The organism is Pseudomonas violetae (genome assembly GCF_023072615.1).
In the GTDB taxonomy this organism is placed as follows: Bacteria; Pseudomonadota; Gammaproteobacteria; order Pseudomonadales; family Pseudomonadaceae; genus Aquipseudomonas; species Aquipseudomonas violetae.
The window spans coordinates 262,569-284,883 of record NZ_JAKNRW010000002.1 but is presented as its reverse complement, the minus strand read 5'-3'; the positions used below and the strand labels follow the sequence as shown (position 1 = coordinate 284,883).

The following is a 22,315-nucleotide window of genomic DNA, read 5'->3' as shown; positions in this document are numbered from 1 at the left end:
TCAAGCGACAGCTACGACGTCGAGAATCCGCTGGACAACACGGTCCTGGTCAATGCCTGCAGCTTCAGCTTCGAAGGACAGAATAATGCGGTGACGCAATACGTCGAACAGCACCGCCTGTATGTCTTCCGGGCTGACGAAGTCGCGACCCGCGAGCCAGGCGTGGGCCCTGGCGCAGCGATCAAGGGCGATCGAGCCCCTGGGGCTCGCGCCATAGGCGATCCATTCGGCCATCTCCGGATCGAACTTGCCCGGGGTGCGGGTGGCCATGACCAGTTGCACCAGGTACTCCTCTACGGCGTCAGCCATGTACAGACCGAGGATTTCCTTGCGCGCAGCGAAGATCGCCTGCTGGCTTACCCGACGTTCAGGTTTGGTTTCGCCGTTAAGCGCTTCGCCGCGGGCCTGCTGCAGAATCCGCCGCTCGACTGCGGCATCCGGGAAGCCGATCTTCACGTGCATCAGGAAGCGGTCAAGCTGGGCTTCGGGCAGCGGATAGGTGCCTTCCTGCTCGATGGGGTTTTGCGTCGCCATCACCAGAAACAGCGGCGACAGGTCATAGGTGCTGCGCCCAACGCTCACCTGGCGCTCGGCCATGGCTTCCAGTAACGCCGACTGCACCTTGGCCGGGGCCCGGTTGATCTCGTCCGCCAGCACCAGGTTGTGGAAAATCGGGCCTTGCTGGAACACGAAACTGCCGGTTTCCGGACGATAGATCTCCGTGCCGGTGATGTCGGCGGGCAACAGGTCGGGAGTGAACTGGATTCGATGGAATTGTGCCTCAATGCCCTCGGCGAGCTCCTTGATGGCCTTGGTTTTAGCCAGCCCGGGAGCGCCCTCGACCAGCATGTGGCCGTCGGCGAGCAAGGCGATGAGCAAGCGCTCGATGAGTTTTTCCTGGCCGAGAATCTGCGTTGAAAGAAAGGTTCGCAGCGCGAGCAGCGCTTCACGATGTTCCATCTATGACTGTTCCTGGAAAGGGCGACCGCAGACGTTCCGATAACGCCGAGGGCTGGGGGCGTTACTTTAATGCATGGCGGGGGGTGGCGACTAACGGCTTTTTGCGTTTGAGGGAGGAAATGAAGGGGGGAATTGTAGGGGTTTTGTGCGGTTTGAAGGTTTGTAGTGGTCTTTCGGGCCTCTTCGCGAGCAAGCCCGCTCCCACAGGATCTGATGTGTTACATACATCGCAAGCACATCGCTGAAACCTGTGGGAGCGGGCTTGCCCGCGATGAGGCCCGTCTGAACACCATCAAAGCTCGCTGATATAGGTCCCGGTCCCCTTGAGAATGTTCTGCAAGGTTTCCTCCACTTCCGCCAGATCACTGGCCTGCGTGCTGTGAATGATTTCCAGCGAATCATCCCCATTCAGCGCATCGACATCCCCAGGTGCAATTTCGATCAGCAGTCGGGTAGGGCTCAGGGTCACTTTTACGCCTTCCAGAGTCGAAGGCTCACCGTCCAGGGTGATATCCAGCGCGTCTTCGTCCGGGTAGCGGGTCATCAGAAACATCTCGCCGTGATCGCTGTGACAGGCGAGCATGGCCATGTTGTCTTCTTCGTCATCGCATGGGTTGACGATTAATAGGGAGGTGGTCATTTGCATGAGGAGGTCCTGGGGCGATGCGCGGGGGTTGGCAGGTGAGGGGAGATTTTGCCAGTGTCGGCGTTTTTTTGCTGAAGTGTGTGGAAACTAGCAGATCTGCTAGTTGTTGATCCTAGTAAAGCGATGGAGAGTGTTGGGTGTTTTCCTCATCCACGTTGTTCGGAGAATTCCCCGATGCCCGATCAGCAGCCCCCCGCCGTCACCAGTTATCAGTACGACGCATTGGACAGGCTTTCCAGCCATAGGCGGGTGGGAGGTCTTCATCGCCAGTGTTTCTACTGCGGACACCGTTTGGTCACCGAAACTCAGGGTGCCGAGCAGTTGTCGATTATTCAGTACGGTGATCGGTTGCTCGCAGCGCGTCATTGCCATGACGACCACGTTGCCAAAGCATTGCTGACAACGGATCAGCAACGTTCTGTCCTGAATGCACTTCAGAGCAATCGCCAGCGCGTCATTGCTTATTCGCCCTATGGTCACCGTGCACTCCAAAACGGTTTGAGCAGCTTTTTAGGTTTCAACGGGCAGCGACCAGACCCGGCGACCGGGCATTATTTGCTGGGCAACGGCTATCGAGCGTTTAATCCAGTGTTGATACGCTTCAACAGCCCGGATAACTTGGGCCCGTTTGGAAAGGGCGGGTTGAATACTTATGCTTATTGCCACGGCGATCCGGTTAATCGGAGTGACGCTACGGGGCATTTCAGCTCTGTGCTAAGTCAGTATCTTTCAAGAATTGAGGCTCAAATACAGTCTTTGAAAATTGGAGTTAAACTTAAGCCTGTGGCTAACGTAACAAGGCTTTCTGAAGGGATATTTACCTTTGAAGATAAGGATGGCTCCAGGCTCACCTTTGAGGCGCATGGGTCTCCAGGCGGATTGACAGAGGGCTTTAGTGGGATTGAGCTGGTTGGACTTGCCAAGCAGCACGGGGTCAATGTCGAGAAGTTCGATCGTGTAAGGCTGGTGATATGTCATTCCGCAAGCGTAGAAAAAAACGGTTTTGGTATTGCGGATATTTCATTCGCTGAAGTTTTTAATCGACTGGTGAAGCGTCCGGTTAAGGGCTATCAAGGGAAGGTTGTATCTGTCGACACTCCAAGAGTCTTTGAGGAATTGAAGATTGGTGAAACCTATGCAGGTCCTTATTATTTTGGAGTCGTAAAAAAAGGCCTTTTTCTCCATAAGTACGGCGATGGGCTGTATCGCCCGGTTATCTTCGATAAAGTAAAAAAATCAACTGGAACTATCAGAGGTAACTAATGTTCTGTTATTAGAAATAATTTACCCGCCAACCTGTGAGGCCATCGCCTCACTGGCTCTCTGTATTTTGCTCAAAATATCTTCTGCCTTTGCGTTCCAGATGTAGCGAGTCGGCTGCGCATTTCGCAGTGCCAGGAACGTGGTAATCGAGCTCTCCAATTCGCGAACTGAGCTGAGGCTGCCCTTCCGCAAATACACAAGAACCGCTCAACCATGTTCATCCACGAGCGGGAGGTCGGGGTGAAATGCATGTGGAAGCGTTTGTGCTTCTCAAGCCAGGCCTTCACTTTCGGGTGTTTGGGCGTGGCGTAATTGTCCACGATCAGATGCAACTGAAGGTGCTTGGGCGTTTCGCGATTGATCTTTTTGAGCAATTCCAGCCACTCCTGATGCCGGTGTTGGCGCTCGATGCAACTGATCAAGCGCGCCTTAAGATAATCCAGCGCAGTGAATAAGGTGACGGTGCCGTGGCGCATATAATCGTGCGATTGCGTGCGGATATGCCCGATCCCCACAGGCAGTCCAAGCTGGGTACGCTCCAAGGCCTGAACTTGGCTTTTCTCATCGCAGCACAGCACCAACGCCGTGTCTGGCGGGTCGAGATACAGCCCAATCGCAGCGTTTAAAAACGCTGGCACCAGCAGGTGATCGTAGGGAGTGAGAAACCGGTCAAGCGCGCGATTTCTACCCGTGAATGACCTTGGGCTGCCAGCAGGATCACTCGGGCGCGACGGCCGTCGCGCTGGCTGGTGGTGGCCGAGCGTGCTCGGCGGCTCAGTTTGGCTTGTTCTTCTGGGCTGAGGACAATCTCTTGGGCGTTCACCTGCGTTCGACCGAGCGCTGAATGACAGAGGAAGTGTAGCCAAGACCACAGAAAAGTTATTTCGGGAATAGCACACTAGTCCCGTCTGTCATCGCTTTAAAGGCAGTTTCTATTTGTAGATAAACAAAAAAATTCCACGATGGTGCTCGCTTTCGTTCTGTTATTTATAGGCCGGGAAATACGGTGAGAGAAAGCGCTGATATCAGAAAGTAGGTGGCGATGAGATGGGAAAGGCCAGTCTGGCAACTTGCTCCCTACAACGCGGGATGCCTTGGTCAACAATTGGCATAAGCCTGGCTGCCGTGCAACCGTGTGCACCCGTTCGTCGATGTACAGGGTTTTGGATGACGTCGTGCTGAAGGGCAGCTGCGGATCAGTTGGAGTGACCACTGGGGCGCCCTCGGTCACAACAGATGCGCCTTGCACGCATTTGTCGCTGAAATCATCATTTTTTCCCCATGCCTGCTAGTGTTGACCGATACGCCCGGCGCGAGTTACGTGCGGATGACCGAATATGTCGCAGCACCGCAAGCAGGCACATTGTCGCACTCGTTAAGCTGCGCATCGAATGGATACCCGTAAAAACAGTGCGCAATCCATCGCGCAGTGGTTTTTGCAGATGCCCATTTATGGAAGGTGAATGTGACCCGAGTGTCTCGTCCAGCTTCACCCACCTGTCACCCTGTTTCCTCTGCCCGAGAATCAGGAACAGGGTGACGGATCGCCCCGAGAGGGGTTTTGCACGCGACGCTTCCATCAATAACAAGCCCAAGCGGAGTACCACAGATGGCGTTCTTCACCGCAGCCAGCAAAGCCGACTTCCAGCACCAACTGCAAGCGGCACTGGCGCAGCACATCAGTGAACAGGCACTGCCACAAGTGGCGCTGTTCGCTGAACAATTTTTCGGCATCATTTCCCTGGACGAGTTGACCCAGCGTCGGCTGTCCGACCTCGCTGGCTGTACCCTTTCGGCGTGGCGCCTGCTTGAGCGCTTCGATCACGCGCAGCCGCAAGTGCGCGTCTACAACCCTGATTACGAACGCCACGGCTGGCAGTCGACCCATACCGCGGTCGAAGTGCTGCACCACGACCTGCCGTTCCTGGTGGACTCGGTGCGTACCGAGCTGAACCGTCGCGGCTACAGCATCCATACCCTGCAAACCACTGTGCTGAGCGTGCGTCGCGGCAGCAAAGGCGAGTTGCTGGAAATCCTGCCAAAAGGCACCCAGGGCGAAGGGATCCTGCAAGAATCCCTGATGTACCTGGAAATCGACCGCTGCGCCAATGCGGCCGAACTGAACGTATTGAGCAAAGAGCTGGAACAGGTGCTCGGTGAGGTCCGCGTGGCGGTCACCGATTTCGAGCCGATGAAATCCAAGGTCCAGGAAATCCTGGCCGGCCTCGATAACAGCCAGTTTGCTGCCGACCCTGAAGAAAAGAACGAGATCAAAAGCTTCCTGGAATGGCTGGTGGGCAACCACTTCACCTTCCTGGGCTACGAAGAATTCGTGGTGCGCGATGAAGCCGATGGCGGCCACATCGTTTACGACCAGGATTCGTTCCTCGGCCTGACCAAATTGCTGCGCACCGGCCTGACCTACGATGACTTGCGCATCGAAAACTACGCCGTGAACTACCTGCGCGAACCGACTCTGCTGTCGTTTGCCAAGGCCGCGCACCCAAGCCGCGTGCACCGTCCCGCGTACCCTGACTACGTTTCGATTCGTGAAATCGATGCTGACGGAAAGGTTATCAAGGAATGCCGTTTCATGGGCCTGTACACCTCTTCGGTGTATGGCGAGAGCGTTCGGGTTATTCCGTACATCCGCCGCAAGGTCGAGGAAATCGAGCGCCGCTCCGGCTTCCAGGCCAAGGCCCACCTGGGCAAGGAACTGGCGCAGGTGGTTGAAGTGCTGCCGCGTGACGACCTGTTCCAGACCCCGGTCGACGAACTGTTCGCCACCGTGATGTCGATCGTGCAGATCCAGGAACGCAACAAGATTCGCGTGTTCCTGCGCAAAGACCCGTATGGTCGTTTCTGCTACTGCCTGGCCTACGTGCCGCGCGACATTTACTCCACCGAAGTGCGCCAGAAGATCCAGCAAGTGCTGATGGATCGCCTGAAAGCTTCGGATTGCGAGTTCTGGACCTTCTTCTCCGAGTCCGTGCTGGCCCGTGTGCAGCTGATTCTGCGGGTTGATCCGAAGAACCGCCTGGACATCGACCCGGTCCTGCTGGAAAAAGAAGTGGTGCAAGCCTGCCGCAGCTGGCAGGACGACTACGCCAGCCTCACCGTTGAAAGCTTCGGCGAAGCCAGCGGCACCAACGTGCTGGCAGACTTCCCGAAGGGCTTCCCGGCCGGCTATCGCGAGCGTTTCGCGGCGCATTCAGCTGTGGTCGACATGCAGCACCTGCTGAGCCTGAACGAAAAAAATCCACTGGTGATGAGCTTCTATCAGCCACTGGGTCAGGTCTCCGGTCAGCGCGAGCTGCACTGCAAGCTGTATCACGCCGATACCCCGCTGGCCTTGTCCGACGTGTTGCCGATTCTGGAAAACCTCGGCCTGCGCGTGCTGGGTGAGTTCCCGTATCGCCTGCGTCACACCAATGGCCGCGAGTTCTGGATTCACGATTTCGCCTTCACCGCCGCTGAAGGCCTGGACCTCGACATTCAGCAACTCAACGACACCTTGCAGGACGCCTTCGTCCACATCGTGCGTGGTGATGCCGAGAACGATGCGTTCAACCGCTTGGTACTGACCGCCGGCCTGCCATGGCGCGATGTGGCGCTGCTGCGTGCGTATGCGCGCTACATGAAGCAGATCCGTCTGGGCTTCGACCTGGGCTACATCGCCAGCACCCTGAACAACCACACCGATATCGCTCGCGAGCTGACCCGGTTGTTCAAGACCCGTTTCTACCTGGCGCGCAAGCTCACCGGCGACGACCTGGAAGACAAGCAGCAACGTCTGGAACAAGCCATCGTCAGCGCACTGGACGATGTCCAGGTGTTGAACGAAGACCGCATCCTGCGTCGCTACCTGGACCTGATCAAAGCGACTTTGCGCACCAACTTCTACCAGACCGATGCGCAGGGCCATAACAAGTCCTACTTCAGCTTCAAGTTCAACCCACACCTGATCCCTGAGCTGCCGAAGCCGGTACCGAAGTTCGAAATCTTCGTCTACTCGCCGCGCGTCGAAGGCGTGCACCTGCGCTTCGGCAACGTTGCTCGTGGCGGCCTGCGCTGGTCCGACCGTGAAGAAGACTACCGTACCGAAGTGCTGGGCCTGGTAAAAGCCCAGCAAGTGAAGAACTCGGTCATCGTGCCAGTGGGTGCGAAGGGCGGCTTCCTGCCGCGTCGCCTGCCATTGGGCGGCAGCCGTGACGAGATCGCGGCCGAGGGCATCGCCTGCTACCGCATCTTCATTTCCGGTTTACTGGACATCACCGACAACCTCAAGGACGGTGCGCTGGTTCCGCCGGTCAACGTCGTGCGCCATGACGATGATGACCCGTACCTTGTGGTGGCTGCGGACAAAGGTACTGCGACGTTCTCCGACATCGCCAACGGCATCGCTATCGACTACGGTTTCTGGCTCGGTGACGCGTTCGCTTCCGGTGGTTCCGCCGGTTATGACCACAAGAAAATGGGCATCACTGCCAAGGGCGCGTGGGTGGGTGTACAACGCCACTTCCGCGAGCGCGGCATCAACGTCCAGGAAGACAGCATCACCGTGGTTGGCGTGGGCGACATGGCCGGTGACGTGTTCGGTAACGGCTTGCTGATGTCCGACAAGCTGCAACTGGTCGCAGCGTTCAACCACCTGCACATCTTCATCGACCCGAACCCGCAACCGGCCAACAGCTTCGCCGAGCGTCAGCGCCTGTTCGACCTGCCGCGTTCGGCTTGGTCGGATTACGACACCAGCATAATGTCCGAAGGCGGCGGGATCTTCTCCCGTAGTGCGAAAAGCATCGCGATTTCCCCGCAGATGAAAGCGCGCTTCGCTATCCAGGCCGACAAGCTGACCCCAACCGAGCTGCTGAACGCCTTGCTCAAGGCGCCGGTCGACCTGTTGTGGAACGGCGGCATAGGTACCTATGTAAAAGCCAGCAGCGAAAGCCACGCCGATGTTGGCGACAAGGCCAACGACGCGCTGCGCGTGAACGGCAACGAGCTGCGATGCAAGGTCGTGGGCGAGGGCGGAAACCTGGGCATGACCCAGCTGGGTCGTGTGGAATTCGGCCTCAATGGCGGCGGTTCCAACACCGACTTCATCGACAACGCCGGTGGCGTGGACTGCTCCGACCACGAAGTGAACATCAAGATCCTGCTGAACGAAGTGGTTCAGGCCGGCGACATGACCGACAAGCAACGCAACCTGTTGCTGGCGAGCATGACCGACGAAGTGGGCAACCTGGTGCTTGGCAACAACTACAAGCAGACGCAGGCGTTGTCCCTGGCAGCCCGCCGTGCCTTGCCGCGGATTGCCGAATACAAGCGCCTGATGAACGACCTGGAAAGTCGCGGCAAGCTGGATCGTGCCATCGAGTTCTTGCCGGCTGAGGAAGCGATCAACGAACGCATCGCCGAAGGCCATGGCCTGACCCGTGCCGAGCTGTCTGTGCTGATCTCCTACAGCAAGATCGACCTCAAGGAGCAGTTGTTGGGCTCCCTGGTGCCGGACGACGACTACCTGACCCGCGACATGGAGACCGCATTCCCGCCAAGCCTGGTGAGTAAATTCTCCGCCGCCATGCGCCGCCACCGTCTGAAGCGCGAAATCGTCAGCACCCAGATCGCCAACGACCTGGTCAACCACATGGGCATCACCTTCGTTCAACGACTCAAAGAGTCGACCGGCATGAGCCCGGCGAATGTGGCGGGTGCCTATGTCATCGTTCGGGACATCTTCCATCTCCCGCACTGGTTCCGCCAGATTGAAGCGCTGGACTACCAGGTGTCGGCAGATGTGCAGCTGGAGCTGATGGACGAGCTGATGCGCCTGGGTCGCCGCGCTACGCGCTGGTTCCTGCGTGCCCGTCGCAACGAGCAGAATGCTGCCCGCGACGTCGCACACTTCGGTCCGCACCTGAAGGAGCTAGGCCTCAAACTCGACGAACTGTTGAGTGGCGAGATCCACCAGAACTGGCAGGCGCGCTATCAGGCGTACGTCGAAGCGGGCGTGCCGGAGTTGCTCGCGCGCATGGTGGCGGGTACTTCGCACCTGTACACGCTGCTGCCGATCATCGAGGCCGCCGACGTGACCGGCCAGAACGCTGCGGACGTGGCCAAGGCCTACTTCGCTGTGGGTAGCGCGCTGGACATCACCTGGTACCTGCAGCAGATCAGTGCCTTGCCGGTTGAAAACAACTGGCAGGCCCTGGCCCGTGAAGCGTTCCGCGACGACGTCGACTGGCAACAACGTGCGATCACCATTTCGGTCCTGCAACAGGGCGACGGTTCCCAAGACGTGGAAACACGCCTGGCACTGTGGATGGCCGAGCACGTGAGTATGATCGAGCGCTGGCGCGCGATGCTGGTGGAAATCCGTGCCGCCAGTGGCACGGACTACGCCATGTATGCAGTGGCCAACCGTGAGTTGCTGGACCTGGCCTTGAGCGGGCAAGCGGTAGTGCCTGCTCCTGCCCCGGCCAGCAAAGAGCTGGAACCGGCGGCTTGATCAGGCGCTGAATGAAAAAACCCCGCATTGAGAGATGCGGGGTTTTTTGGTTTGGGAGTGTCTGGAAGGGCTTGCTCGCGGAGACGCCATCAGACTCAATACAAATTATCGCTTTTATTATCATCATTCATCGACACATTACTTGTCGGTCTGGTCAATAAATTACTGAGCGACTGGTCAAACTTCTGCAGTGCGCTAACTTGCACTTCCTGTTGTTTATTGATGTCCGCGACAATGTCTTCACTGCGCTTGTAATCAGCCCATAAAGGACTCAATGACTTGGCATCATGGCCGCGTGCGGTGCCAATGTAGTTGAGGTTGCGGTCATAGAAGTGCGCACTGACGTCCGCCTCCACATCCGAACTGCGCGAAGTAATCAACTGGCTGCGGGCATCCACCACGGCCGCCACGTCTGGCCTGGCTGCGCGCAAGCTCTGCATGTCCGGGTACTCCGTCACTGAGCCAAACTGGCGCTGTAGCGAGGCCTTGACCCAATCGACTGCCATGTCCGGCGCAGAGGTGGCAACGTAGGCGTCATGAATAGGCTGCGCCAGCAGGCTCTGGCCGAAACCCGTTCCCGCGTTGGCGCGGTAGTCATTGAGGTAGGCGCGATTGGTCTGGGTATTACGACTGTAGACAATACCCACAGACGTGCCGGGGCCGCTGGGTAACTGAGTGGAGGCGCTGCGGCCTATTGGTTCGGAGAAGATCCCATCCAGCGAAGCAACCGACTGCGGTGCAGTTGGAACAGAGCAGCCCGTTAAAACAATCGTCATCGTCAAGGTACTGATCAGTACAAGTTTCATGGTGTTACTCCAGTGAAACAACTTAGTTCGGGAAGTGGGTCGCCGACTTTGATCCGGCAGTCATTCCAAGACTAGACCTGTGAGCAATTAATGAAATAGCGCCGTCAGTAACACCGGCGCAGTCATTAGTTTTGTTTGGCTTAAAGATTGGCGACTAATCGCCTGGGGAAATAAAAAGGCCCAAATAATTGAAATGGGCCTGATTATTTATGCACCGTAGCTCAGCTATCAGTTTTTCAATGGGATCAACACTTTCTCTTCCGGCGACAACACCATGAATACCAACAGCTTGGCGGGTTGCGTCGCGCTGGCGTTTTTCGATACCAGATGCTCCGAGCCGGCAGGTTCGTACCAGTATTCACCGGCCTTGTAGTTCACCGCTTGTTCGCCTTTGACTTGCGAGATGATCTCGCCGGACAGGACGTAGGCCATGGCGGTGCCTTCATGCTTGTGGGCGATGGAAGACTGGCCAGGCAGGTAGTCGACCTCGATCATCAAAGCTTTTTTGCCGGGTACGTTCTTCAGCATCTGGTCTTGCAGCACCGTGACCTTTTCCGATGGGGCGCCTTCGTGGGCCAGCGCGGCAGCAGAAACGGTCAGGGCCAAGGCAGCAAGGGGAGTAGCGAGTAAGCGCAGGGTTTTCATGGGTATCACCTGAAAGCAAGGGGTTGTCCGAACCCACATTAGTTCGCTGGTGAAGCCAAGCAAACAGCCAATTCCCGAGAAGGTCAGGGGACCAATCTCAACGGATGGGGAAACTGTTGAAGTCCACCGCATTGGCTAACTGGTTGTCGATCAGGCCGATAAAGCCCTGGACTTCAGGGCAGGTGAAATGCGAATGCATGGCCGCTTCCGACTGCCAGCGGGCGCTGACGTTCCAGCGGTTGCTGTCCTCGGGGCAGCGGTCGACCATATAGGAGTCGCAACCCGGCTGCCGGCGAAGGGTTTCGACAATTCTTTGCAGTTGTTTGCCAAGCTCTTCCGAGCGGCCGGCGACGGCCCGTATGTGTACGGTATTGATCACTTCGGTGGACATTGCTCACACTCCTGAATCAGGCCGGACGAATCCTGCTCACTGAGGGATAAACGCCTTTGCAGAATAGGCCTGTGCCCCGGGACCGCCAATAGCCAATCGCATGATAAACCCCTGCGCCAATTGATCAGGCGACCTGCTGGAGAATGTCACGCAAACGGCTAAGGGCAAGGTCGATGTCCAGTGTTTCAATGGCGCCAAAACCCATGAGTAGCCCGTCTCTTGGCGTCTGTTGATAGTAGAAGCCCTCAATCGGATAAAGCCCTACTTCGACTTTTTTCGCCAACTCGACCAGCAGTGGCATATCGATAGGCACTTTGAACATCAGCACCAAGTGAAATCCCGCTGTCGACGGCACCGCTTCGAGCCATGGCGCCAAATCAGTGGCTGCGCGTTCGAGAAGGCGCTCACGACGCCCGGCATAGATCGTATGGCAGCGCCTGATGTGCTTGAGCAGGCAACCCTCGGCGATGAACTTGGCCAGCGCCCACTGGGGCAGGGTGGAGGTGTGCAGGTCGGTGAGTTGCTTGGCGCGAATCACCGCTTCGAGGATGGCCGGCGGCAGGATCGCATAACCGAGGCGCAGTTCCGGTAACAGGGTCTTGGAGAACGTGCCGACATAGGCCACGATGCCACGCTCGTCCATGCTTTGTAGCGAATCTGTCGGCTGGCCCTCGTAGCGGAATTCGCTGTCGTAATCGTCCTCTATGATGATTGCCCCCAGTTCGTGCGCGCGCTCCAGCAACTCGAGCCGACGTTGCGCACTCATGGGCATGCCGAGCGGGAACTGATGGGAGGGCGTGACGTAGATCAGCCGGGTGCCCAAGGGAATCTTGTCCACTTGAATGCCTTCGCCATCGACCGGCACACCGATCACCGTTGCGCCGTGGCTGCCAAACAGCAAGCGCGCCGGTGGATAGCCGGGATCCTCCATGGCCACCAGGCTGCCGGGACGGGTCAGCACACGGGAGATCAGGTCCAGCGCTTGTTGCGCGCCGTTGCACACCACCACGTCCTCATCCTGGCAGTTCACCCCGCGTGAAAAGGCGATGTGCCGCGCAATCGAGTTGCGCAGCGCTGGTAGGCCTTCGGACTGGCTGTAGAAGCCCTTGGAGCCGGACATCTGGCGCAGGGCATGGGCAGTGCACCGCCGCCAATCGTCTTGGGGGAATTGGCCCTTGCTGGTGGCGCCGCCGATAAAATCGTAACGCAGCGAACCTTCGAGCGTCGGGTGGCGCAAGAACACCGGCAAATTGCGCCAGGACTCGATGACCTCGGCACTGGCCAGGTCCGAATGGCTCTGTTTGCGGTTGATTTTGGCCGGTCGGGCGTTGACATAGGTGCCTTTGCCGATGACCCCGGTGAGGTAGTTCTCATAGGTCAGCTGCGCATAGGTATCGGAAATGGTCTTGCGCGAGATGCCCAGTTGCTCTGCCAGCAACCGGCTGGGCGGCAACTGCGTGCCAGCCGCCAGACGACCGGATTCAATAGCGCTGCGCAGCTGGTTGTACAACTGGCCAGCCAGATCTTTGCGGCCGTTGATGACGACATGAAGTTCCATACCGGCGGGCTCCGGGGACGATTCAGATGTGGGTCCGATCGCGCAAGATTACCCGCATGAGCGAACATGCAGTAGTTGTGTGAATAAAAAACTGCGGATTGGCCTGGCGCCGGGGTGGTCCACGGTTAATTCGCCGAATTGGAGCTGTAACGACCAGCCGTTCGCGCCTACCGTAGGTTGTATCTATCGGCCCGCGAGGCACGCCATGAATTCCCGTCTGGATTACTACAGTGCATCGCCCAAGGCGATGAAAGCCATGATCGCCATGGAGGCCCTTACCAGCCGCCTCAGTATCGAGCCGCAGTTGCTGCACCTGATCAAGATCCGCGCCTCACAGCTCAATGGCTGCGCGTTCTGCACCGACATGCACTCGGTGGACGCGCGGCGCTTTGGCGAGACCGATCGGAGGCTGTATTCGATCGTGGTGTGGCGCGACAGCGGCTTTTTCAATCCCCGTGAGTGCGCTGCGCTGGCCTGGACCGAGGCGGTCACGCTGCTTGCTGAAAGCCATGTTCCAGATGATGTCTACGCCCAGGCCCGGGAGCAATTCAGTGAAGGCGAAATGGTCGATCTGACCATTGCCGTCACCACCATCAACAGCTGGAATCGCCTAGCCGTGAGTTTTCGCCAGGCCCCGAGTTGTTGACGGGTGCAGAAAGCCTATAGGATGGGGGGCCATGTCTGTATCAAGGATGAATCACCCATGTCTGGCACCGATTCCGTCATTAGCCTCGAACGCTTCAACGAATCCCATCTCGAAGGCGTCGCCGCGCTCTACAACGATACGGCGATCACTCGCCAGGTTCTGCAGATGCCTTACCAGTCCGTGGAGGTCTGGCGCCAGCGCATCGAAGCGGACAACGAACGCGCACTGAAACTCGTCGCCCTGCATCAGGGCGCTGTCATCGGCCACCTGGGACTCGAACAATATTCCCGTGTGCGCCGCAGCCACGCTGGCAGCTTTGGCATGGGCGTTGCTGTGGCGTGGCAGGGCAAGGGCGTCGGCTCGACATTATTGAGCGCCGCCATGGACATCGCCGACAACTGGATGAACCTGCAGCGGGTCGAACTTTCGGTCTATGCCGACAACGAAGCTGCCATCAGCCTGTACCGCAAATTTGGCTTCGAGACCGAAGGCTTGTTTCGAGACTACGCGGTGCGTGATGGGATATTCGTGGATACCTTGAGCATGGCGCGTCTGCGGCGCACACACACCTCTCGCTGATTTGCCCTGCACCGCAAAAAGTACCGCTGGCGCGTTTAGTCGTACGCCGGCGGCGCGCATCTGCCATGCTCAAAGTCCGCAGCACTGCTTCAACCAAAGGAACACCGCAATGGACGACGTACAGCAATTGGGTCAGATGCTTCGCCACTACGCAGAAAGCGAAGCGCACAAGAAGCAACTGTTTGAAGCGCAATCGGCCGTGTGGGCGACGCGCATTGGTGAACTCTTCGACCAGATCCAGCTGTGGCTGGAGCCGGTCATTGCACCCAACCTGCTAGAGGTCAGTCGCGAGGCATACGTTGCTTTCGGGCCCAGTGTTCCGGTGGAAACCTCGATCTTCAAGACCGAGAAAATGGGGGTCGTGATCGCCGGTAAACCGGTAGAATTCGTCCCCGATGTGATGGGTACTGGCGGGCAGATTTCCCTGGCAGTCATGGGCTTGACGGCGGCGCGTTATGGCAGTGTTTCGCTGGTCTGCCTGCCGCCGTCAAACAGCTGGCAGTGGCGCAAAACCAACGGTCTGAAAGACCCAGACACGTTTGCTTTCGATGCAAATTTCCTGGCGCAGCAGCTGCAGAGCCTGATCCCCCGCGAGCGCGGCTGAATGTCCAGTGGGCACCCTTCAACCCTTTGGCAGACTCCGTGTTGCAGGGCAACTCTGCTCCCGACGAAGATCCCAGGGGGGAGCGGGCTTGCCCGCGAAGGGGCCGTCACATTCACTATGGGTGTCAACTGACGCACCACCATCGCCAGCATGTTCTCCCCCCCATGGGGCCGCATCAAACCTTAAAATTGCCCCAACCCGGTTTCGTGCCTTGGGGCGCTATCGCCTTCACGGTTTTCCCCGTCGCCAGCTCCACCCGCCGCGCCACCTCCGGATCGTCGGCAAAGGGTATCAGGCTGGCTTCCTCCAGGCTTTGGGCGGTCTGCCGTTTGAGGCAGTACTCCACCGCCAGCCATAAACCTGCCACGCCCAGTCCATTGATCAGCCACTCGATCATATCAATCCCCTGTCTCACGCAATCTGCGCTTCACGGCCTGCCAGCGCCGCGTCGGCGACTCGCACCGTACGCCACACGTTGTACGCCATCAGCAACATACCGCTGAGGAAGAACACCCCGCCGGCAAAGCGGACCATGAATCCAGGGTGACTGGCCTGCAAGGCCTCCACGAAGGAGTAGGTCAGGGTGCCGTCTTCATTGATCGCACGCCACATCAAGCCCTGGGTAATGCCGTTGACCCACATGGAGGCGATGTACAGTACGGTACCAATGGTCGCCAGCCAGAAGTGCAGGTTGATCAGTGGCGTACTGTGCATCTGTTCACGTCCGAAGACTTTCGGGACCATGTGGTAGACCGCGCCAAAGGTGATCATGGCGACCCATCCCAAGGCCCCGGCGTGGACGTGGCCGATGGTCCAGTCGGTGTAGTGGGAGAGGGCGTTGACGGTCTTGATCGCCATCATCGGCCCTTCAAACGTCGACATGCCGTAGAAGGCCAGGGACAACACCAGAAAGCGCAGGATCGGATCGGTACGCAACTTATGCCAGGCGCCTGAAAGCGTCATCATGCCATTGATCATCCCGCCCCAACTCGGTGCCAGCAGGATCAGCGACATGGCCATGCCCAGCGACTGCGCCCAGTCCGGCAAAGCCGTGTAGTGCAGGTGATGCGGCCCGGCCCAAATGTACAGGGTAATCAGCGCCCAGAAATGCACGATCGACAGGCGATAGGAATACACCGGCCGGTTGACCTGCTTGGGTACGAAGTAATACATCATGCCGAGAAAGCCGGTGGTCAGGAAGAACCCCACCGCGTTGTGCCCGTACCACCATTGCACCATCGCATCGGTCGCCCCGGAATACACCGGGTAGGACTTGAACCAGTCCACCGGGATCGACAGGTGATTGACTACGTGCAGCATGGCGATCACCACGATGAACGCGCCGAAAAACCAGTTGCCAACGTAGATGTGCCTGGTCTTGCGCTGCACTACGGTGGTGAAAAACACGATGGCGTACGCGACCCAGACCACGGTCATCCACACGGCGCCGGTGAATTCGATTTCGGCGTATTCCTTGGTGGTCGTGTAGCCCAGCGGCAGGGTGACCAGCATCACCAGGATCACTGATTGCCAGCCCCAGAAGGTCAACGCAGCAAGTTTGTCGGAGTACAGCCGTACTTGGCAGGTGCGCTGCACTGCGTAATAGCTGGCGGCAAATTGCGCGCTGCCGGCGAAGCCGAAAATCACCAGACTGGTGTGCAGCGGGCGCAAGCGGCCAAAGGTGGTCCAGGGCAGGTCCAGGTTCATGTCGGGCCACACCAGTTGGGAGGCGATCCACACCCCCATTGCCATCCCGACGACGCCCCAGACGATGGTCGCCACGATGAATTGGCGCACGACCTTATAGTTATAGGCCGCTCCGATTGCTGCTGTGCTCATGGTCAGTGTTTTCCACGGTTGCAAAGCAGGTACTGTAGGAATCCGGAGGGCAACAAAACAGACTCAGGAAAAGCGAGTTTATGCGGATCAGATGGGGAGCCAGCCTGCGGCGATAAGCCGCGAGCTGATCCGGTTTCTTTCTCGCATGTGAATCTGTTGCACGCTCAAGGCTGCTGCGACGGCCCCTGCGACCTCCGCGATCCCTGGCCCCCGTAGCAGTCGCCTAGCTAGCGGCTACGGTCATCGGGCGTGTTGTCATGAGGGCGGTTATTTCAACGCCGGATCATCCCTGTTCATTTGCTTCCAGGCTTGCAGCAGCGCCTGGGCCTTGGGTTCCTGGCCGTTTTCCAGGTAGTACTGGATCAGCGACAGCCGCGAATTGCGATTGGTCGGCTGGTCCTCTAGCAGCCTTTCGAGTTCCTGGCAGGCCTCGTCCACTTTGCCGCTGTCGTGCAGCGCTATGGCAAGTACATAACCGTATTGCGCGTTCTGTGGCTCCAGTCGGGCGGCCTTGCGCAGGGCGGGCATCGCTTGGGTGGTTTTGCCAGCGCGAATCAGCGCCAGGCCCTGGGAGTGTTGCAGCATCGCCGCACCAGGGTGTTCATTGAGGCCTTGGTCCAGTAGCGCCTGTGCTTCCTGTCCACGCCCGGCCACTTCCAGCCATTGCACCAGGGTTACCAGCGCGGGATAGAAGTCCGGGTCGCGTTTGAGCGCCGCGCGCAGCAAGCCTTCGACCTCACCGCTGCGACCCTGGGCCTGATAAAGCATGGCCAGGTTGAGGTTGGCTTCGGCCCGTTCGGCCAGGCTTTTCTGCACCCCTTCGTACTCGCCGATCGCCGAGTCCCAATTGGCCTGGTCGTTGCCCAAACCATTGCGGGCCGCGCCGAGCAGATCACGCGCGGCGGCGATTCGTACGGCCTTCACCGGATCACCCAGCAATGGCGTCAGTAAGGGGGGGCGCTCGGCCGGTGGCAGCAAGGCGCTGATCGCCCGTACGGCGCTTTCACGCACTTGGGGTGCCAGGTTTTTCAAGTCTTTGCTTGCCAGCTTCACAGCCTGTTCACTGGGGTACAGCGCCAACTCGGCCAGCAGCGTCGCGCGCTGGATTGCCGGCAAATGTCTGCGCTGCAACTGCTCATACAGGGCGTGGGCGGCACCGGGCTGGCCATTGCGAATCAGCCACAGGCTTTCGTCATAGCGCGGCGCCTGCACGGCAGAGGCGGTGTTCCAGCGCTTGAACTGTTCGCTAACCTTGTTGCCAGCCTTGCCCTGGTGACAGCTCAGGCAAGCGTCCGGTGTGCCGAGTTTCTTTGCTCGCTCCGGGTTGGGGATACTGAAGCTGTGGTCGTGACGCAAGTCGTTGCCCATGTAGAACTTGCCGGGCATATGGCAATCGACACATTGCGAACCGGGTTGCCCCATCGTGTGCCGGGTGTGTTCGATGGCGTCGTAGTTCTTTGCTTGCAAGCCCTTGCCGTCCACCCCGGCGACGGCGGTCTTGCCCGCCGTGTTGTGGCATTGCAGGCACACGCCATTGCCGGGCGCCTTCAGTTCGTTGCTGTGGGGGTTGTGGCAGTTGCTGCAGCGCACACCTTTGTCGGCCATTTTGCTCTGGGCGAAGGAGCCGTGCTCGAACACCTCATCCTTGATCTTGCCGTCCAGCGCATACAGCTCGCGAGTCAAGGGGCTGGGCAGGTATTCGTCCATCAGGCGCTTGCCGACAGTAAAACCGTCTCCCAAGGGCGCTCGCCGGGAATGGCAACGGGCACAGGTTTCGAGTTCGACGGTAGCGTTCTGGTCCTTGAGATCGACGGCAAAACCCTTGTGTGTCAGGTCACCTTTTTTCGCTGCCCACTCCAGGTGGCTCGAGGCCGGGCCATGGCATGCCTGGCAGCCGACGCCAAGGCTGTTCCATTGACTGTCGAAGGTGTTTTTTGCGGCATCGAAATTGCGCTTGAAGCCGGTGGTGTGGCACTCGATGCACATGAAGTTGGCGTTCTGGCTCGGCTTGCTCCAGTGCAGCGGATTCTTGAAGTTGACGCCCTGGCCCGGATACAGGTGAAACCAGCGATGTTTTTCGACATCCCAGGCGACGCCGAGCGCCTGAAGCCGACCTTCACCAACCTCGATCAGGTATTGCTGCAAGGGTGCGATGCCGAAGGTGTAGGCCACCTTGAAGTCAGTAGCCTTGCCATCGCTGCCAGGGGTGTTGACCCAGAAACCATCGCCTTTGCGCGAGAAACGTGTAGTTTCTTTTTCCGCCTTGAAGCTGACGTTGTTGAAGTCGCCCAACACCGTGTGGGCAGTGGCTTCCTGCATAGCCAGTTGGTGATGGGAACCCTGCCAGTCCTTGACCTGTGCGCTGTGGCAGCCTTGGCATTGCGCTTGATCGACCATGGTCGCTGGCACCGTCGCGATGGATTGCGCCTTGGCCTGTGGGGTAATCGGTGCAGGTGCAAAGGCCACCTGGATTGGTTTGCTGCTCAGCAGAAACCAGCCGATCCCCGCCACTGCCGGGAGCAGGATGGCGATGATGACGTGAAACAGGTAGCGACCAGGTGTGTTCGATGGCAAATCAGGCTTTGGATCTGCAATTTTATTTTTATGTTTGGGCATTGCGACTTCCGTAGTCCAGGAGCGATTGCCTTCAGGCGCGCTTGCAAGATCGGTGCAGCTTTGCCGCGTGCCTGGGCTGTGTCAATTAGCCGTTGTGAACCATCCCTCAGCCTGGATCAAGATAGTGCTTTTTCAAAGCATTGGCTGCACCTGTAACGCCGCTTCCCGGAATTTTGTCAGCCTACCTACAGGCGTTTTCGCTTGAAGCTAGGGTTAATGATGAGCACGTTGTGCATTGCCTCGGTTGGCATCGTGGGTAGTGCCAGGAAGGTAGTGGAACCGGATCAATACTCGGGCTTTCTCATGGACCAGAGCCAGTTGCGCGAAGCACAATCGCCGTCGGGCGCCACAGTGATGCGCTGGATTGACCCCAAGCCGGATATGAGCAAATACACCAACGTCTATCTGGACCCTACCCAGCTCTATCCGAAACCGCAGCCGATGGTGAAAAACCCTCAGGCAATCTTCAATGGCATCACTGGTTACTACGATCAGGCGCCCAAGTTCGAGATTGGCAAGTCCTTGCCACTGGCTGCAGGTACTGACCCGGGTGACACGAGTTAGCGTCGCTCATCATGCGCGCGCCTGATCCTTGAGGCTTGCCCTGGCATCAGATCTGAACGGTAGGGGGCGTTTCTGGGGGACGTTGATATTACCGCCGATGATGTATCGTCAAAAGGCTCGGGAAGAGTGGGTTGCGACGAATACGAGGAAACGGATGTCAGAGACTCGTTCGAGCCCCACTCGTCGTCCCTGCGCCTGCCAGATCCGGACCAATCCGAATCAGATGATATCGATGCTTGCCTGGACCGTGGTGGCGTTGAAACAGCAGACCGGGTGGAGACCGAGGAGGCGATAGAAGCGTCTGACCCAAATGGACTGAATGCAGCGTGGCTTGGGGGGGAATCCAAAGAACTAATGGAGTTTGAAGAAGCGCGAGACCCCAATGTGTCAATCGAACTTGAAGATGCCAGTGACTCAAGGGAGCCCGTCGGTCTCGACATGATATTGCGATTCAATCTTCGCGCCATGGGCGGGTAGTTAACTTGCATCCTGATGGGTACCGGGATGTCGGGGATCCTGGGCTGCGTTTCGAATCGTGTTAGTGAGATGGACCGCCGCATCATCGGGCTATGGCCATTCGGATCCCTGCGATTAACTGGATCTGCGGAACAATAGGTGTACGAATTTAATCCGCCTTTTGCAAATGGGCTCCAACTGTCTGATGAGTGAAATCGCATTAATGCAGTATTGAAGGCGCGGTAACCATTACCTAGCAAATAGCAGCCGGTCAATTGGTCTCGGAGTTCTCCATTAAACGCCATCAGGGTGGGCGAACCATGCTCGTCTGTCCGATGACCATAGGGGGAGTAGGCGATAGGCTGAACTTGCTCGGCAGTAAAGATACCGAGCACTGACCGCTGACAATCGGTAATAAGCAATGCTGTGCTCAGCGTCGCCATGCAGTTGCCTTGCTGTGCTAAAAGCAGGTCATCGTGTCGGAATATACGGGTATTGGATTGATCATGAATTTGCGTATTCAAATGGCTTTTGCAGTAAAAACGCTTGGATTCCGTTTGCGCATCGAGGGTAGTGCCGGCAATTCGGTCCAGTGGATCGTACGAATAACGACGTAGAACTATGGTGTTCATGGTGGTGGCTCTCTGGAAGCATGCCTTGCCCGGTTGGTAGCCCCGGCCGCTTTAGTCCTGCCATTAGGGAGCAAATAACGTTCAGAGGTAACTGTTATAGTTAACAGCTTTGAGAATGTTCAGAGATTTGATCTCTTAGCCTGGGCCCGCACTCTTTCTTCCTGCTCGCACGATTCGGGGGTGAATTCGGCGCCGAAATCTTCTTTGGCGTACACCGGGCGAATCTCGATTTCGGCGTCAGTGCCCGGCATTGGGTTGGGGCAGCACTTTACCCAGTCGATCGCTTCCTGTTTCGATTTCACCTCCCAGATCCAGTAGCCGGCAATCAGCACCTTCGTCTCGATGAACGGACCATCAATGACAGTGCGCTGCTCTCCCGAGAACCGCACGCGGGCGCCCTTGCTGCTGGGTTGCAGGCCGTCGCAGTCGACCAGGATGCCAGCCTTGGCCAGTTCCTCGTTGTAGTTACCCATCGCGGTCAGTAATTCTTCGCTGGGCATGATGCCGGCTTCGGAGTCGGCGCTGGCTTTGACAATGATCATGAAACGCATGGTCTTGTCTCCTGTGGAGATGATTGGGGTCGTTGAGTAGTCGAATTCCAAAGGCTGCAATCGACCGCACAGTGAAATAAAGCTCTCCAATGGATGTTTCTTTTTCTGTGGGAGGCGCCGCCGCTGCAGAGCAAGCGCGGGAGCAGGCTCGCTTGCAGACACGGCAGAAAGCGCTTGCCGTCATGCAGGCGCGTCACGACATCGACCGGGCCCAGTTTGACCAGAGCTATTCGACGAAGGCGGGGCAACTCAACGCATTGCTTGAGCGCGATGTCTCGGCGGTGGTGGATCCGACCGTTTGTATCCAATTTACCCAAGGAAACATCACGATTTGTATCTGAGCATAGGTAGCAGAGCATTTTTCGTGGTTAACTTCGGCCTCTTCAAAATTTTCCACATCAACGTTCAGAAGGACTCCGTTCATGGCTCAAGTCACTCTTAAAGGCAACCCAGTTCAAGTCAACGGCCAACTGCCACAAGCCGGTTCCAAGGCGCCAGCCTTTTCCCTGGTTGCCGGCAACCTGTCCGACGTGACCCTGGCAAGCTTCGCCGGCAAGCGCAAAGTGCTGAACATCTTCCCAAGCGTCGACACTCCGACCTGCGCCACCTCCGTGCGCAAGTTCAACGCCCAGGCCAACGACGTCGCCAACACCGTGGTGTTGTGCATCTCTGCTGACCTGCCGTTCGCCCAGGCGCGTTTCTGCGGCTCTGAAGGCCTGGAAAACGTGCAGAACCTGTCGACCCTGCGCGGTGCCGAGTTCATCGAGAACTACGGTGTGGCGATTGCCGACGGTCCGCTCAAAGGCCTGACCGCCCGTGCGGTTGTAGTCCTGGACGAAAACGACAACGTTCTGCACAGCGAGCTGGTCAAGGAAATCGCTGAAGAACCGAATTACGAAGCGGCTCTTGCTGTATTGAAATAAGCTCGCGCTTACAATTGTTAACGGCCTGGCTCTGTCCAGGCCGTTTTCATTTCTGTATCTGTATCTGTATCAGTGTCTTGGACAAACATCCTGTTACGTAAGCCGAAAGTAAATTGCCGGTAAAG

18 protein-coding genes and 2 pseudogenes are annotated in these 22,315 nt (G+C 57.9%); 8 read left to right on the top strand and 12 right to left on the bottom strand.

Annotated features, from left to right (window positions below):
- Both L9059_RS03510 and L9059_RS03505 read right to left on the bottom strand, forming a co-directional pair.
- A complete protein-coding gene (locus tag L9059_RS03510; protein ID WP_122839725.1) occupies window positions 1-960 on the bottom strand; it encodes an AAA family ATPase in 960 nt (319 codons plus the stop codon).
- Between the two features lie 292 nt (window positions 961-1,252).
- Entirely contained in the window at window positions 1,253-1,606 is a 354-nt protein-coding gene (locus L9059_RS03505) for a hypothetical protein (RefSeq protein WP_247287648.1), read from the bottom strand.
- Between the two features lie 174 nt (window positions 1,607-1,780).
- On the opposite strand from L9059_RS03505, the gene L9059_RS03500 reads away from it, so the two are divergent.
- Complete coding sequence (locus tag L9059_RS03500) at window positions 1,781-2,869, top strand: RHS repeat-associated core domain-containing protein (RefSeq protein WP_247287646.1); 1,089 nt, start codon at window positions 1,781-1,783, stop codon at window positions 2,867-2,869.
- 21 nt (window positions 2,870-2,890) lie between these two features.
- Here the strand turns inward: L9059_RS03500 and L9059_RS03495 are convergent.
- Window positions 2,891-3,692, bottom strand: a pseudogene (locus L9059_RS03495) (IS630 family transposase).
- A gap of 786 nt (window positions 3,693-4,478) precedes the next feature.
- Here L9059_RS03495 and L9059_RS03490 point away from each other — a divergent pair.
- The gene (locus tag L9059_RS03490) at window positions 4,479-9,380 is read left to right on the top strand and encodes an NAD-glutamate dehydrogenase (protein WP_247287644.1); all 4,902 of its coding nucleotides are present in this window, start codon (window positions 4,479-4,481) and stop codon (window positions 9,378-9,380) included.
- 95 nt (window positions 9,381-9,475) lie between these two features.
- On the opposite strand, the gene L9059_RS03485 is transcribed toward L9059_RS03490, so the two are convergent.
- The 4 genes from L9059_RS03485 to pdxR all read right to left on the bottom strand — a co-directional run bounded on the left by L9059_RS03485 (window position 9,476) and on the right by pdxR (window position 12,780).
- Entirely contained in the window at window positions 9,476-10,186 is a 711-nt protein-coding gene (locus L9059_RS03485) for an ATPase (protein ID WP_247287643.1), read from the bottom strand.
- Between the two features lie 228 nt (window positions 10,187-10,414).
- Window positions 10,415-10,831 (bottom strand): cupin domain-containing protein, encoded by a 417-nt coding sequence (locus L9059_RS03480; RefSeq protein ID WP_247287641.1) that lies wholly within the window; start codon window positions 10,829-10,831, stop codon window positions 10,415-10,417.
- A gap of 97 nt (window positions 10,832-10,928) precedes the next feature.
- Window positions 10,929-11,222 carry a putative quinol monooxygenase gene (locus tag L9059_RS03475; protein ID WP_247287639.1) on the bottom strand — a complete coding sequence of 98 codons (294 nt, stop codon included), beginning with the start codon at window positions 11,220-11,222 and terminating at the stop codon, window positions 10,929-10,931.
- Window positions 11,223-11,346: 124 nt separating this feature from the next.
- Window positions 11,347-12,780, bottom strand: a complete 1,434-nt coding sequence (gene pdxR, locus L9059_RS03470; RefSeq protein ID WP_247287637.1) for a MocR-like pyridoxine biosynthesis transcription factor PdxR — start codon at window positions 12,778-12,780, stop codon at window positions 11,347-11,349.
- 205 nt (window positions 12,781-12,985) lie between these two features.
- Between pdxR and L9059_RS03465 the strand changes: the two genes are divergently transcribed.
- The 3 genes from L9059_RS03465 to L9059_RS03455 all read left to right on the top strand — a co-directional run bounded on the left by L9059_RS03465 (window position 12,986) and on the right by L9059_RS03455 (window position 14,609).
- Complete coding sequence (locus tag L9059_RS03465) at window positions 12,986-13,426, top strand: carboxymuconolactone decarboxylase family protein (protein ID WP_247287635.1); 441 nt, start codon at window positions 12,986-12,988, stop codon at window positions 13,424-13,426.
- Between the two features lie 57 nt (window positions 13,427-13,483).
- The gene (locus L9059_RS03460) at window positions 13,484-14,005 is read left to right on the top strand and encodes a GNAT family N-acetyltransferase (protein ID WP_247287633.1); all 522 of its coding nucleotides are present in this window, start codon (window positions 13,484-13,486) and stop codon (window positions 14,003-14,005) included.
- A gap of 109 nt (window positions 14,006-14,114) precedes the next feature.
- Window positions 14,115-14,609 carry a hypothetical protein gene (locus L9059_RS03455; RefSeq protein WP_247287632.1) on the top strand — a complete coding sequence of 165 codons (495 nt, stop codon included), beginning with the start codon at window positions 14,115-14,117 and terminating at the stop codon, window positions 14,607-14,609.
- A gap of 175 nt (window positions 14,610-14,784) precedes the next feature.
- Here the strand turns inward: L9059_RS03455 and L9059_RS03450 are convergent, their stop codons facing one another.
- The 3 genes from L9059_RS03450 to L9059_RS03440 all read right to left on the bottom strand — a co-directional run bounded on the left by L9059_RS03450 (window position 14,785) and on the right by L9059_RS03440 (window position 19,064).
- Window positions 14,785-15,006 (bottom strand): cbb3-type cytochrome c oxidase subunit 3, encoded by a 222-nt coding sequence (locus tag L9059_RS03450; protein WP_247287630.1) that lies wholly within the window; start codon window positions 15,004-15,006, stop codon window positions 14,785-14,787.
- Between the two features lie 14 nt (window positions 15,007-15,020).
- Window positions 15,021-16,448, bottom strand: a complete 1,428-nt coding sequence (ccoN, locus tag L9059_RS03445) for a cytochrome-c oxidase, cbb3-type subunit I (protein ID WP_247287627.1) — start codon at window positions 16,446-16,448, stop codon at window positions 15,021-15,023.
- A gap of 267 nt (window positions 16,449-16,715) precedes the next feature.
- Window positions 16,716-19,064 (bottom strand): tetratricopeptide repeat protein, encoded by a 2,349-nt coding sequence (locus L9059_RS03440; RefSeq protein WP_247287625.1) that lies wholly within the window; start codon window positions 19,062-19,064, stop codon window positions 16,716-16,718.
- A 201-nt stretch (window positions 19,065-19,265) separates the two neighbouring features.
- Here L9059_RS03440 and L9059_RS03435 point away from each other — a divergent pair.
- Window positions 19,266-19,616: pseudogene (locus L9059_RS03435) on the top strand (DUF3313 family protein); the annotation flags it as partial.
- Window positions 19,617-19,624: 8 nt separating this feature from the next.
- Here the strand turns inward: L9059_RS03435 and L9059_RS30845 are convergent.
- Entirely contained in the window at window positions 19,625-20,716 is a 1,092-nt protein-coding gene (locus L9059_RS30845) for an RHS repeat-associated core domain-containing protein (protein WP_486969854.1), read from the bottom strand.
- A 119-nt stretch (window positions 20,717-20,835) separates the two neighbouring features.
- On the bottom strand, window positions 20,836-21,267 hold the full coding sequence (locus L9059_RS03430; RefSeq protein ID WP_247287623.1) for a YciI family protein: 432 nt from the start codon (window positions 21,265-21,267) through the stop codon (window positions 20,836-20,838).
- 89 nt (window positions 21,268-21,356) lie between these two features.
- On the opposite strand from L9059_RS03430, the gene L9059_RS03425 reads away from it, so the two are divergent.
- Window positions 21,357-21,608, top strand: coding sequence for a hypothetical protein (locus L9059_RS03425; protein ID WP_247287621.1), 252 nt, complete (start codon window positions 21,357-21,359; stop codon window positions 21,606-21,608).
- 81 nt (window positions 21,609-21,689) lie between these two features.
- On the top strand, window positions 21,690-22,190 hold the full coding sequence (gene tpx, locus L9059_RS03420; RefSeq protein ID WP_247287619.1) for a thiol peroxidase: 501 nt from the start codon (window positions 21,690-21,692) through the stop codon (window positions 22,188-22,190).
- The last annotated feature ends 125 nt before the right edge of the window (window positions 22,191-22,315 follow it).